The sequence below is a fragment of the Motiliproteus sp. SC1-56 genome (assembly GCF_017309075.1).
Taxonomy (GTDB): Bacteria; Pseudomonadota; Gammaproteobacteria; order Pseudomonadales; family Balneatricaceae; genus Motiliproteus.
Genome location: NZ_JAEMGS010000005.1, coordinates 105905 through 118162, shown reverse-complemented (window position 1 = coordinate 118162; position 12258 = coordinate 105905). Strand labels below are relative to the sequence as shown.

Below are 12258 nucleotides of genomic sequence, written 5' to 3'. Positions count from 1 at the left end.
GCGGCGGTCATCAAAAGCAAGCGGCGCAGTATAACCTAAACGGGGTCTGGCACTGGCAAGGCCGTCACGGTTAGCCGGTTACGGTCGAACCCGGCGTAACGCTTGCTCCAGGGCCTGTAGCAGCGCCGGCGGATCCGAGAGATGCTTCGACACCAGGAAGAACAGATCTTCCGAGCCCCAGGGGGTCCAGGTGACAGGGACTGGCGAGCCTGTTGCCAGCACCGCATCGGAGGGCCCGCGATAGTCCAGCACGTAATCGACTTGGTTTTGGAACAGCAGCGAGAACGCTTCACTGTGGCTTTGGGCTACAGTGAGGTCGATCGCCGCGGCGGCGGGGAGCAACTGGTTGATAAGCCCTCCGTAACCGAAGCCGCGAATGACGGCAACCCTTTTGTCTTTGAGTCCTTCGGGTCCATGAGCGGCCGGTGTTGCAGGTCCGTGGTAGAGGTTGAGCTCCAGTTGGGTCAAGGGAAGGCTGCCATAAAACACCCGGGGCTCCATCAGCGGGTGGCGTATTGCCATCATCAAATCGACGGAGCCCTGGAAGATGCTTTTGCCTGCGCTGGGTGTATCGGTGAAGAACCGGGGCTGCCAGGTGCAGCCTGCCTCTGCCATGACCTCGTCTAGCAGGTTCACCAGCTGACCTTCGGCTTCTCCTGTGGCGGACAGGTGGTAGAGCGGAGGAAAATCAAACAGCCCGACGCGGACGTTGCTAACCGGGCAGGCGGCTAGCAGCGAGGCGGGGACGAGCCATAAGGCAAAAATCGCGGTGGCGCGTCGTACAGACAATTTGACTCTCCTTGCCGAGCATAAGTAAAAGCTCGCATACGATACTAAAAATAGGGCGTCTCATCAGCTTTCTTTTGCTGCCCCGGTGCCTTCTCCCCTTTGGTCTCATTTTTCCCTTGTGGACAGGGTGTTAATGTCGATGGTCGGGAAAATCTACCGGGAGAATGGACAACGGTGGCACAAAGCGAGCGTTGGGGGCACCTTAGGGGCGATATCTATGGCGGCGTGACGGCGGCGGTGGTGGCGCTCCCCCTTGCCCTGGCGTTCGGCGTGTCTTCGGGGGTGGGGCCGGTGGCCGGACTCTACGGGGCTATCTGTGTCGGGCTGTTCGCGGCGCTGTTCGGCGGCACCCCCAGCCAGGTCAGCGGTCCGACCGGGCCCATGACCGTCGTCATGGCGGCGGTTTTCACCGACTTTGTGGCCAGGGATCCGGCCAACGGTCCCGTGCTGGCCTTTACCGTGGTGATGCTTGCCGGCGGCTTTCAGATTCTGTTCGGGCTGCTGAGGCTGGGGAAGTACATCACCCTGGTTCCCTTCCCGGTGATTTCCGGCTTTATGACCGGCATCGGGGTCATCATCATTCTGTTGCAGCTGGAACCGCTGCTGGGGCATCCCGCCGAGGCCAGTGTCCTGTCGGCGCTGCAGGAACTTCCCGCGGCCATCGTCGCACTCAACGTCCATGCGCTCGGATTGGCGCTGCTGACCCTGGCCATCCTGTTCTTCTGGCCTTCGACCTTCAATCGCTGGCTGCCGGCGCCGCTGGCGGCGCTGATTCTGGGTACGGCGCTGACAGTTTCGCTTTACCCGCAGGGGGCTGTTGCGGTGATCGGATCGATTCCCCAGGGACTGCCGGCGCTGCACTGGCCGCATGTGGACATGAGTCTTGCGGGGGAAATGATCCGTGCCGCCCTGATGCTGGCAGCCCTCGGCGCCATCGACTCTCTGCTCACCTCGCTGGTCGCCGATAACTTGACCAAGAGTCAGCACAACCCCAATCGGGAACTGGTCGGGCAGGGCATCGGTAACCTGGCGGCCGGGCTGTTCGGCGGCCTTCCGGGCGCCGGGGCCACCATGCGCACGGTGGTCAATATACGCGCCGGCGGGCGCACCGGGTTGTCCGGGGCGGTCCATGCGCTGCTTCTGCTGCTGGCGGTGCTGGGGGGAGGGCAGCTGGCGGAGGCGATTCCCCACGCGGTACTGGCCGGCATTCTGCTGAAAGTGGGCCTGGATATTATCGACTGGCGCTTCCTGGGTCGGGTTCACCGGGCCCCGCCGTTCGTGGCCGGGCTCATGTTCCTGGTGCTGTACCTGACGGTGTTCGTCGACCTGGTAACTGCGGTGGGGGTGGGTGTGTTCCTGGCGAACCTCTACACCGTGCGCCGCTTGTCGGACCTGCAGCTGGAGTCGGCGCGGGTGGTTGGTGATGACGAAGCCTGTTTGACGCCCCAGGAGCGGGAGATTCTCGCCCAGTCCCGTGGCCGGATTTTACTGTACCAGTTGACCGGACCGGTCAGCTTCGGTGCGGCCAAGGCGATACAGAAAAAGATTGCCGCCCAGACGGCTCACGATGCTCTGGTGCTGGATCTTTCCGCCGTACCTTATATCGATGTGTCGACGGCGATCGCCGTCGAAGAGTTGATCCTGGAGTCCCGTCAGGGGCGACGGGAGGTGTACCTGGTGGGGATGGCCGAGGGGGTGGCGGACGTGATGGCCCGGATGGGGGTGCTGAAACGGTTGGGCGAAGACCGGGTGTACCCGCAGCGTATCCCGGCTTTGCTGCGGGCCCAGGCGCTGCTGGGAGAAGAGCCCCTGCTGGCCAGCGCGGCAGCGCGCTAGCCGCCCCGGCGTTTAGCCGGGAACCCAGATTTTAAGTTCCCGAAACCAGCTCAGATCGCCAAGGCGCTGGTTGAGGGTAGCACTCAGAGTGCGGGTATCCAGTGCGGGCGTCTGGTCAGCGTGGCTGACGAACAGGTCCACTTCGACCTTGCCGTGGATATAATGCAGTACCGCTTTCTCCCGCCGGTAGGTCGGATCCACCTGCTGCAGCTCGCTGTCCAGCAGTTCGGTGATCTCCTGGCGCATGGGCAATACCGCGCAATAATTGGCCGCATCGTCGTCTTCGGTGTCGATATGGAAGATGATGTGGCCGATGCTATCGAACTCCTTGAGCAGCTTGGCCACCACCGCTTCACCAATGTAGTGGCTTTCCGAGGCGCTCAGGTAAGGGGCCACCTGCAGGTGGAGCTCCAGAAGAATCTCCGACCCCATCTGACGAGATTTGAAACTGTGGACGTCACGCACGCCCTCGACCGTCAGGGCAGCCTGGGTCAGTGCTTCCAGCTCCTCGGCGGGGATGGCGGTATCCACCAGCTCGCGCAGGGCGCTCCAGCTTAAATCCCAGCCGATCTTGGCAACAAACAGGGCCACCGCCAGGGCCGCAAGGCTGTCGAGCCAGGGGAGTCCCAGCATGGCGCCCCCCACCCCGACGAACACCACGATGGAGGAGTAGGCGTCGGTGCGGCTGTGCCAGGCGTTGGCGATCAGAAGGTCCGACTTGATCCGTTTGCCGGCGGCGAGGGTGTAGCGATAGATCCACTCCTTGCTGAGAATGGACACTGCCGCAATCACCAGGGCCGGCCAGCCGGGCAGGGGCATCTCTTCGGGATTGAGCAGGTTAAGGGTGCTCTCGTAAGCCATGGCTCCGGCCACCGCCACCAGCAGGAAACCCAGCAGCACGGTGCCCAGCGTTTCAAAACGGGCGTGCCCATAGGGGTGATCTTCATCGGGTTCGCTGTGGGAGATGCGCACGATGGCCACCACCATAAAGTCGGTGACCAGATCTGACAGGGAGTGAATCCCGTCCGCTATCAACGCCTGGGAATAGAACAGCCAGCCGACCACGATTTTGGCGACCCCGAGCACCGCATCAAGTATGGCGCCGATCCAGGTAACCCGTTGGGCGAAGGCGGACCGGTCTTGAGGGGAGGTGGGGGCGTGGCTGTGACTATGACTGTGGCTGTGCATGGGCGTTCCGGCGGCTCTTTTTTGCTTATGGTAAGGTTTTGCCGGGCAACAAAAAAGTCGCCAGTTGGTGAAGCCCAGCCCGTGCCGCTGACGAATAACCGGGCATGGGGGCAAAACCGGGCACGAAAGCGTTTTTCATCGACCGCAGACCGTCGCCCGGCTGGTTTCCCTTCCCGGGGCAAACGCCCGGCGAGCGATCAGTCGCCCCGGTAAACGCAGCCGCTGGTGCAGGTTTCCTGAATCAGGATCTGGCTGAGCTGCGGCAGGCTGGGTTTCAGTTCGGCCCAGATCCAGCGGGCCAGCACTTCGCTGGTGGGGTTCTCCAGCCCCTCGATCTCGTTGAGATAGTGGTGATCAAGGCGCTCGTAGATGGGTTTGAAGGCGGCCTTGATGTCGGCGAAGTCCATGATCCAGCCGGTGTGGGCATCCACCTCGCCGCTGACATGAATCTGCACCCGGAAAGAGTGTCCGTGGAGGCGCCCGCACTTGTGCCCCGCGGGCACATGGGGCAGGAGGTGCGCGGCTTCGAAAGTGAATTCTTTATAAATATCCATTAGCTGTACTCAGGCGTTAACGTGGCGTCGAGCGGTGCTGAAAGGGTCTGCAAGGCGCCGGAAAAAAACAGGGCGCTCCATTGAGAGGGCGCCCGAAACCGCATTTTAGCGGTTTCAACCGGTCAGCGGCAATGGCGCTGACTTGGGTAGCCACTGTCCCCGGTATCAGCCGCTCCACAGCAGTTTGATGATAAAGGCGACCAGGGTGATGACCAGCACCCGGCGAATCCAGGTCTGGCCTTTGGCCAGGTTGGTGTGTACGCCCAGCCAGCCCCCCACCATGGTCCCGAGCGCCAGCGCCATGCCCGCGTACCAGTCGATCTCGACTTGACTGGCGAACACGCCCAGGGCCACCAGGGTATACGCCGCGACGATGAACACCTTGTGCATGTTGACGCGCACCAGGTCCAGGCCGAGGACACGGTTGAGTACCGGCATCAGGATAAAGCCCACGCCAATCTGGATTAACCCGCCCCAGAACCCCACCGCGATCATGCAGAGGTAGGCCAGCCAGCGGCGCTTGCCGGGCGCTTGATCGGTGGTCTCTGAACGGGGCGTGTCAGGGGGGGCGAACAGCATCAGCAGCAGGACGCCGATCATGACCAGCGCCAGCAGCCGGTCAAACCAGGCGCCATCCAGTTGCACGCCGAGGCTGGCGCCGGCGAGGGCGCCGAGGCAGGCAAACAGGGCCAGGCCCAGGCTGAGGCGGAAGTCGCTGAAACCCTGGCGGTAAAAGGTCAGGGTCGCGCTGATATTCTGCAACAGAATGCCGATTCGGTTGGAGCCGTTGGCCACCGGCGCCGGAAGCCCCATAAACAGCATCACCGGCAGCGTCAGCAGGGAGCCGCCGCCGGCCATCACGTTGAGCCAACCGGCCAGCAGCCCCACCAGGCTCAAAACGAACAGCTGCCATGTTTCCAGCACGTAGAGTGTCTCTAGTGGGTTAGCAGGAAGGGGGTGTTGCGCTCGGCCAGCGCCCCGCCAGGCAAGCCCTTTTCGCGGCAGTGCTCGCCGTAGTCATGTTCAGGCGTAACCGACCAGCGCCGGTAGCCAGAGCACGATGCCGGGGGCGGCGATCAGCACCGCGATGGTCACCACGTCCGCTACGAAAAAAGGAATGCAGCCGCGGAACACGTCCTGTACCGAACACTCCGGACGCACGCCGGCGACCACGAAGCAGTTCAGGCCGATGGGCGGGGTGATCAGGCAGAGCTCGGCCATCTTCACCACGATGATACCGAACCAGATGGCGCAACCGGTGCCCGAGACCCCAAAGGCCGAATCGGCGGCCAGCACGTCCGCACCGCCGTTGAGGGCGATTACCGCCGGGTAGACCACCGGCAGGGTCAGCAGCAGCATGCCGATGGCATCCATGAACATGCCGAGTACCGCGTAGGCGCAGAGGATCAGCAGCAAGGTTAGCATCGGGCTCTGCTCCAGGCCGACGATCCAGTCGGAGAAGGCACTGGGCAGATCCGCAAAGCCGAGAAAGCGGACGTAGATCAGCACGCCCCAGATGATGGCGAAGATCATCGCCGACAGCTTGGCGGTTTCCATCAGCGAGCTCTTGAGCTCTTTCCAGCGGCTGCCGTGGTAGAGCGCCATGCACAGGATCACGCTGGCCCCCAGGGCGCCGGCCTCGGTGGGGGTGCCGACCCCGCCGTAGATGCAGACCATGATGATGGCGATGACAAAGAAGATCGGCAGCGCGCCGGGAACCGACTCCAGCCGCTGCTTCCAACTGTAGCCGGTGATCGGCGGACCGAAATCCTTGCGGGTCATGGCCAGGAGGATCACCAGGCCGCCGTAGATCAACGCCGAGACGAAACCGGGCAGAAAGCCCGCCATCAGGAGTGCGCCGACGTCCTGCTCGACGATGATGGCGTAGATGACCAGGATCGCGGACGGTGGAATCAGGGAGGCGAGGGTGCCGCCGGCGGCCACGACCCCGGCGGCGAAGCGCTTGTCGTAGCCGAGCTTGAGCATCTCGGGCACGGCGATGCGGGCGAAGACCGCCGAAGTGGCGACTGAGGCCCCGGAGACCGCGGCAAAGCCCGCGGTGGAGAACACTGTCGCCACCCCCATGCCGCCGGGGAGCCAGCCGACCCAGCGCTTGGCCGCCTCGAACAGGGCGCGGGTGAGGCCGGCGTGGTAAGCCAGGTAGCCAATCAGGATAAAGGTGGGAATCAACGACAGGGCCAGGGACGAGACTTTGGAGTGGGGGATGGTGCCGGCCATCTTCACCGCTACCAGAAAGCCCCGTTCAAACCCGAGCTTGGCGGAGAAGATCCACAGCAAGCCCAGAAAGCCGGCGATGGCCGCCGCGAAGGCGACCCGCACGCCCAGCACCACGAACAGCAACATGGCGCCGGAGACCCAGAGGCCGATATCGATGGAGTCCATGCTGCCCATGGCTTGAAAGAGTTCGGTCATGGTCAGGGCTCCTAGTGGTCGTGTCCGCTAACGGATCCCGCTTCTTTGGCCGCCACGTCGGCGGCGGACTCGATCAGGGGCACCGCGACCGGGCTGTCCCCCCCTTTGCGCAGGGCGCGTAGGTAGCCCCAGATCTGCAGCACAAGGCGTAAGGCCAGCACGCTGAGGGCCAGCGGCACCACCAGTTTGGCAGGCCAGGTGGGCAGGTTGATATCCAGTGAAGAGTCGCCGATGGAGTAGGCGCGCCAGAAGTGCAGGTAGGACCCGTAGATCAGCACCAGGGTCACCAGGAGCATCAGTACGGTGGTCAAGAGTTCGGTAAACCAGAGCCAGCGGCGGCGAAACTGGCCGACCAGAATATCCATGCGAATATGCCCGCCCATGCGCTGGGTGTAGGCGAGGCCGAAAAAGGCGATAAAGGCCATGGCCTGCTCGACCCAGTCGACATAGCCACTGATCGGCGCAGATAGCAGCCAGCGGCCCAGCACGTTGACGGTTGCCAGCAGCACCAGCAGAAAAATCGCGATCCCTCCCGCCAGGTTGAGCAGGGACTCGAAACGGAAAAACCAACGGTCGAGGCGACTCAGCAGCGAGTCGTCGGACAAAACAGATGCGGCGGCAGACATAACATTCCCCCTTTTTGCGAATGCGGGAAAAACAGACGGAGCCGGTCGGGCGGTACGGTCAGGAGACCCGGACCGTAGCGCCCGACGCGGGGAGGGGGTTACTTCTCGGCGAACAGGTTGGCGGTGAAGTCAAACAGCGCCTGAGCATCGAACTGGCCCGCGTACTTCTTGACCCACTCCTGGCGGACGGAGTCGGCCAGCTCGTTCAGTTTGGCGGTCTGCTCGGGGGTAAAGGTCACCTGGGTCAGCCCCTGCTCCTTGAGCGCGGCTTCGTACTTGGCGGTGGTGTTCTGCTCGTAGTTTTGAACGTAGTAATCCAGTGCCTCATCCACGGAACCCAGCAGGGCCTCGCGGTGGGCCGGCTCCAGCATCTCCAGGGCGTCGGTGTTGACCACCACGGGGCAGTTGGCCGAGCCGAGGTTCAAGTTGGTGGTGGCCCACTGTCCCACGGCGAGGGTATTGGCCGCCAGGTGGGCGTGGGGGGCGAAGGAGGCGGCGTCGATGACGCCTGAATCCATGGACTGGCGCACCTCGGCAAAGGGAACGCCGGTTTTCACTGCGCCGAGCTTGCCCAGTACACCCATAATTCCCCCGGGCCCGCGTACGCGCAGTCCGTCAAAGCCCTCCAGGGCGGTCAGGGGTTCGCCCTTGCTGACGATGTTGTACTGGGGCATCGGCGTGGGCATCAGCAGGGTGGCGTTCCAGCGCGCCAGGTCCTTTTTAACAACCGGGTGCTCAAACACCTCCTGGTAGATCTCGCTTACCCGCGCCAGGGACACATCCTGGGAAAACGGCAGCTCGGTCACGGTGATCGTGGGGTTCTTGTCGCTGTGATAGAAGGAGCAGAACTGGGCCATTTCAAAGGCGCCGAAAGAGATTCCGTCCAGGTTCTCCCGTGACTTGGAGAGGCCGCCGTAGGAGATGTTGAGCTTGAACTCGCCGTTGGTCTTCGCCTCGACCAGCTCAGCCAGCTTTTCGACATTTTCAGTAAAGGCACGGCGTTTGCCCCACAGGGACACGTTCCACTCGGTGGCCGCCTGTACCTCGCCGGCGACCAGGCCAGCCATGGCCATCGAGGCGATAACCGCAGTTTTCAAACCCTTCATACTTCTACCCTCTGATTGTTGTCGTTATCGTCACCCGGCAGACGGGGTGCTGACAGAGATATAGCAAAGGCTTTGCCAAGTTGCGTATGTATCTGACGGATACCGCTTAATTAATTGATAATCAAAAGAGATACGTCTTGCGCCTGTATCTTTCGAGCAGGGAGGTGGGCGCCGGGTTTGTTTGATGAGCCAAAATTGGCTGGCAAATCGGGCCGGTTTTCGGCTTAATCAGCCATTTTTGGCCGATTGTGGTCAGGGGGCGATTAGCGATCAGAGGCGTTGTCGACCATGGCAGGAAGGCCGGCGGGCTTTCGGGGGCGCACCCCACTCCTTGGCGCGTTAATTGCGTTGATTATTGCCTTGATTCAGCGCCTTGGTCCATTGCCGAAGCGCCTTGAAGCAACCGTCACGGTTGAGCGTCACTTCCTGACTGCTTAACCGGTGAGAGCAGAGCCCGTAGAGCGGAGATCCGGGATGCCGTACATGCCCGAGCGTAACTCAAAGACGACCACCTGGATTCTCCTGGGCGCCGCGCTGTTCGGGCTGCTCCTGACCGCGGTGCTGCTGAGCTTAACCGAACGGGCCCACTTCACGGAGCTTGAGCGGATCGGTGCCGAGCGCCTGAACCTGTATGCCTCCACGGTCGAGTCGGCGCATCGGCGCTTCGACTATCTTCCGTTTATTGCCGCTCAGGACCATCAGGTTCAGCAATTACTAAAAACGCCGGGGCGCGCCGATCTGCGGGACGCCGTAAATCGAAAGCTCGAGAGCTGGCAGGCAGAATCCGCCTCTGAGGCGCTTTATCTGATGGACGCAAACGGCCTGGTGGTGGCCAGCAGCAACTGGGCGCAACCGCTCAGCTTCGTCGGCAAAAACTACCACTTCCGACCCTACTTCACAGAGGCTTCCCAGGGGCGCAGCGGCCGCTTTTTCGCGGTTGGAGTGACCACCGGGCGCCCGGGGCTGTTTCTGTCCCGTCCGGTATTGCACCAAGGCCGAGTGCTGGGGGTGGCTGTTCTCAAGATTGACATGACGCCCCTGGAGGCCAACTGGGCCGCCGGTGGGGAAAACGTCTGGATCAGTGACAGCGATGGAGTGATTTTCCTGGCCAGTAATCCGGCCTGGCGTTACCGCTCCCTGGCGCCTCTCTCCGATGTGACCTTGAGGCGGCTGCAGGAGGCCCAGAAATACAGCCTTCACCCCATTCGCGCCCTGGCGCTGGAGGAGCTGGCGCCTTCGCCCCGGGGCAACCGGGTGATCCGTCTTGGCAGCGACGGTCCTGCCGCCAGGGCAGGGGCGCCCTCGGGGCGCTACCTGCTGCACCAGCGGCCCATCGAGCAGCTTGGCTGGAAGCTCTACTACCTCAGTGATTTGAAAACATTGTCCGAAAGTAAGCGCTACGCGGTGCTGGTGGCGTTTTTGATCACCGCGTTGCTGGCGGTGCTGGGGTTGTTTCTCTCCAGCCGCCTGCGCCACCAGCAGCAGCTGGAACAACGGGTGGCGCAGCGCACCGAGGCGCTGAACCAGAGTAACGCTCAGCTCAAGCAGGAGATCGACGAGCGGATTCGTGCTGAACAGGCGCTGCGCCAAACCCACGAGGAGTTGATCCAGGCTGAAAAAATGGCGGCCCTGGGGCAGCTGTCCGCAGGGTTGGTGCACGAGATCAGCCAGCCGCTGTCAGCGATCCAGACCTTCCTGGCCAGTACCCGGCTGCTGGTCGAGCGCGGTCACATGGCGCCGGCCCGGGAAAACCTGGGGGATATCGATGGTCTGATTCGTCGGGTTTCGGCCATCGTTACCCACCTCAAAAGCTTCGCCAGTAAATCCCGCGGCACGCTCAGCAGCGTTGATCTCAGCCGGGTGGTGGAGCATGCGCTGCTGGTGCTTGGGCCGAGCCTCGCCAAATCGAATATTGAGGTCAGCTGGACGCCGCCGGCGCCCCCGGTTGCGGTCCGGGCTGACGAGATCAAACTGGAGCAGATTCTGGTCAATCTGTTGCGCAACGCGATCGACGCCATCCAGGCCGACGCCGTTACGGCGGCGGGAAAAATCGACATTTGCCTGAGCGCGGCGCAGGGGCACGCGCAGCTCAGGATCCGTGACAACGGCTGCGGAGTCGATCCCGGTCACCTGCCCAAACTGTTCGACCCGTTCTTTACCACCAAGCCGCCCGGCCAGGGGATGGGGTTGGGGCTGTCGGTCTCCTTCGGCATCGTCGAGGAGTTCGGGGGGCGCCTCGAAGTCGAACCCCAGCCCGGACGGGGCACCACCTTCTGCCTGACCCTAGTACAAGCGGAGCTCGCACATGTCTGACAGCCTTGCCCACTCATCCTTGCGCAACCGTCCCCCGATCCGGGTGATTCTGGTGGATGACGAAGAGGCGATACGCAAGGCCACTCGCCAGTGGCTCAACCTGGCCGGCATGGAGGTTGAGGATTATTCCAGTGCGGAGACGGCGCTGAGCGCCATCGAGCCGGGCTGCGACCGGGTGATCGTCTCCGATATCCGCATGCCGGGAATGGACGGAATGGCCTTTGCCCGTGAAGTGCAGCGCCTTGACCCGGATTTGCCGGTGCTGCTGGTCACCGCCCACGGCGACGTACGGATGGCGGTGGAGGCGATGCGCGACGGAGTCTACGATTTCATTGAAAAGCCGGTGGAGCCGGACCTGCTGATCGACCGGATCCAGCGGGCCGGGGAGAAGCGGCGCCTGGTGCTGGAGAACCGCAACCTGCACCGGCTGCTGGCCCAGAGACCCTCCCTGGAAAGTCGCATGATCGGCCAGTCGCCGGCCATGGTGGCTCTGCGCCAGCAGGTGTTGCAGTTGGGGCAGACCCCGGTGGATGCGGTGATCAACGGTGCCACCGGCACCGGTAAGGAGCTGGTGGCTCGCTGTCTGCATGAATTCAGCGGTCGCGGTGAGCATCCCTTTGTTGCCGTGAACTGTGGCGCCATCCCCGAAAACCTGTTCGAGAGCGAACTGTTCGGTCACGAGAAGGGGGCGTTCACCGGGGCGGACCAGCGCCGCATCGGCAAGATCGAGCATGCCCAGGGCGGCACCCTGTTTCTCGATGAGATCGAGAGCATGCCCATCAACTTTCAGATCAAGCTGCTGCGGGTATTGCAGGAGCGGAAGCTGGAGCGGGTCGGCTCCAACCGGGAAATTTCACTGGATCTGTGGGTGATCGCCGCCACCAAGGAGGACCTGGCCCGGGCGTCGGTCGAAGGGCGCTTCAGAGAAGATCTCTACTACCGGTTTAACGTGGTCGAGCTGCACCTGCCGCGGCTTTCCCAGCGCCGTGACGATATCCCCCTGCTGTTCGAGTTCTTTGCCCACAAGGCGGCGCTGCAGTATGAGCGCGATTATGTTGAACCCGATGCGCAGGAGCTGGCCCTGCTGATGGACTACGACTGGCCGGGGAACGTGCGCCAGTTGAAGAACATTGCCGAGCGTTACGTGCTGGGGGTGGGCGCCGCGAGATCGATTCAGGCGATGCTTGGCCAGGGTGAGCAGCCAGAATCGCCCAGTCCGGGCCAGAGCCTGGCAGAACGGGTGCAGAGTTTTGAGCGCCAATTGATCATCCAGGCCCTCAGGCGCCACCAGGGAAGTATTCAGGCGGTCACCGAGGAGTTGGAGCTGCCCCGTCGGACCCTCAACAACAAGATGAAACAGTACGAGATACGGCGGCGTGATTACCTTCCCGGCTGAAGGGCGCTGCGCCGCGA

10 protein-coding genes are annotated in these 12258 nt (G+C 62.8%); 3 read left to right on the top strand and 7 right to left on the bottom strand.

All coding sequences use genetic code 11. The features are described from left to right. Positions 1–78: 78 nt before the first annotated feature. Positions 79–789: an ABC transporter substrate-binding protein gene (locus tag JGZ97_RS07050; protein WP_207061921.1), complete on the bottom strand. Its 711-nt coding sequence runs from the start codon at positions 787–789 to the stop codon at positions 79–81. 174 nt (positions 790–963) lie between these two features. Between JGZ97_RS07050 and JGZ97_RS07045 the strand changes: the two genes are divergently transcribed. Continuing rightward, the gene (locus JGZ97_RS07045; protein ID WP_207061920.1) at positions 964–2625 is read left to right on the top strand and encodes a SulP family inorganic anion transporter; all 1662 of its coding nucleotides are present in this window, start codon (positions 964–966) and stop codon (positions 2623–2625) included. Positions 2626–2637: 12 nt separating this feature from the next. Here the strand turns inward: JGZ97_RS07045 and JGZ97_RS07040 are convergent, their stop codons facing one another. The 6 genes from JGZ97_RS07040 to dctP form a co-directional block, all read right to left on the bottom strand. Beyond that, on the bottom strand, positions 2638–3813 hold the full coding sequence (locus JGZ97_RS07040; protein ID WP_207061919.1) for a cation diffusion facilitator family transporter: 1176 nt from the start codon (positions 3811–3813) through the stop codon (positions 2638–2640). 197 nt (positions 3814–4010) lie between these two features. Beyond that, entirely contained in the window at positions 4011–4367 is a 357-nt protein-coding gene (gene queD / locus JGZ97_RS07035; protein ID WP_207061918.1) for a 6-carboxytetrahydropterin synthase QueD, read from the bottom strand. Between the two features lie 165 nt (positions 4368–4532). Further along, a complete protein-coding gene (locus JGZ97_RS07030) occupies positions 4533–5291 on the bottom strand; it encodes a sulfite exporter TauE/SafE family protein (RefSeq protein ID WP_207061917.1) in 759 nt (252 codons plus the stop codon). 99 nt (positions 5292–5390) lie between these two features. After that, entirely contained in the window at positions 5391–6800 is a 1410-nt protein-coding gene (locus tag JGZ97_RS07025) for a TRAP transporter large permease (protein WP_207061916.1), read from the bottom strand. An 11-nt stretch (positions 6801–6811) separates the two neighbouring features. Beyond that, entirely contained in the window at positions 6812–7426 is a 615-nt protein-coding gene (locus JGZ97_RS07020) for a TRAP transporter small permease subunit (protein WP_207061915.1), read from the bottom strand. 98 nt (positions 7427–7524) lie between these two features. Next, positions 7525–8532 carry a TRAP transporter substrate-binding protein DctP gene (dctP, locus tag JGZ97_RS07015; RefSeq protein ID WP_207061914.1) on the bottom strand — a complete coding sequence of 336 codons (1008 nt, stop codon included), beginning with the start codon at positions 8530–8532 and terminating at the stop codon, positions 7525–7527. Positions 8533–9006: 474 nt separating this feature from the next. Here dctP and JGZ97_RS07010 point away from each other — a divergent pair, with 474 nt between their 5' ends. Together JGZ97_RS07010 and JGZ97_RS07005 are read left to right on the top strand one after the other, a co-directional pair. After that, positions 9007–10845: an ATP-binding protein gene (locus JGZ97_RS07010; RefSeq protein WP_207061913.1), complete on the top strand. Its 1839-nt coding sequence runs from the start codon at positions 9007–9009 to the stop codon at positions 10843–10845. Continuing rightward, the gene (locus JGZ97_RS07005; protein ID WP_207061912.1) at positions 10838–12241 is read left to right on the top strand and encodes a sigma-54 dependent transcriptional regulator; all 1404 of its coding nucleotides are present in this window, start codon (positions 10838–10840) and stop codon (positions 12239–12241) included. The genes JGZ97_RS07010 and JGZ97_RS07005 overlap by 8 nt, the downstream gene beginning before the upstream one ends. Positions 12242–12258: the final 17 nt, after the last annotated feature.

Excerpts from the sequence above, each read along its gene's own strand:
- queD (WP_207061918.1), bottom strand. The coding sequence starts at position 4,367 with ATGGATATTTATAAAGAATTCACTTTCGAAGCCGCGCACCTCCTGCCC.
- dctP (WP_207061914.1), bottom strand. The coding sequence starts at position 8,532 with ATGAAGGGTTTGAAAACTGCGGTTATCGCCTCGATGGCCATGGCTGGC.
- JGZ97_RS07025 (WP_207061916.1), bottom strand. The coding sequence starts at position 6,800 with ATGACCGAACTCTTTCAAGCCATGGGCAGCATGGACTCCATCGATATC.
- JGZ97_RS07005 (WP_207061912.1), top strand. The coding sequence starts at position 10,838 with ATGTCTGACAGCCTTGCCCACTCATCCTTGCGCAACCGTCCCCCGATC.
- JGZ97_RS07020 (WP_207061915.1), bottom strand. The coding sequence starts at position 7,426 with ATGTCTGCCGCCGCATCTGTTTTGTCCGACGACTCGCTGCTGAGTCGC.
- JGZ97_RS07010 (WP_207061913.1), top strand. The coding sequence starts at position 9,007 with ATGCCGTACATGCCCGAGCGTAACTCAAAGACGACCACCTGGATTCTC.
- JGZ97_RS07040 (WP_207061919.1), bottom strand. The coding sequence starts at position 3,813 with ATGCACAGCCACAGTCATAGTCACAGCCACGCCCCCACCTCCCCTCAA.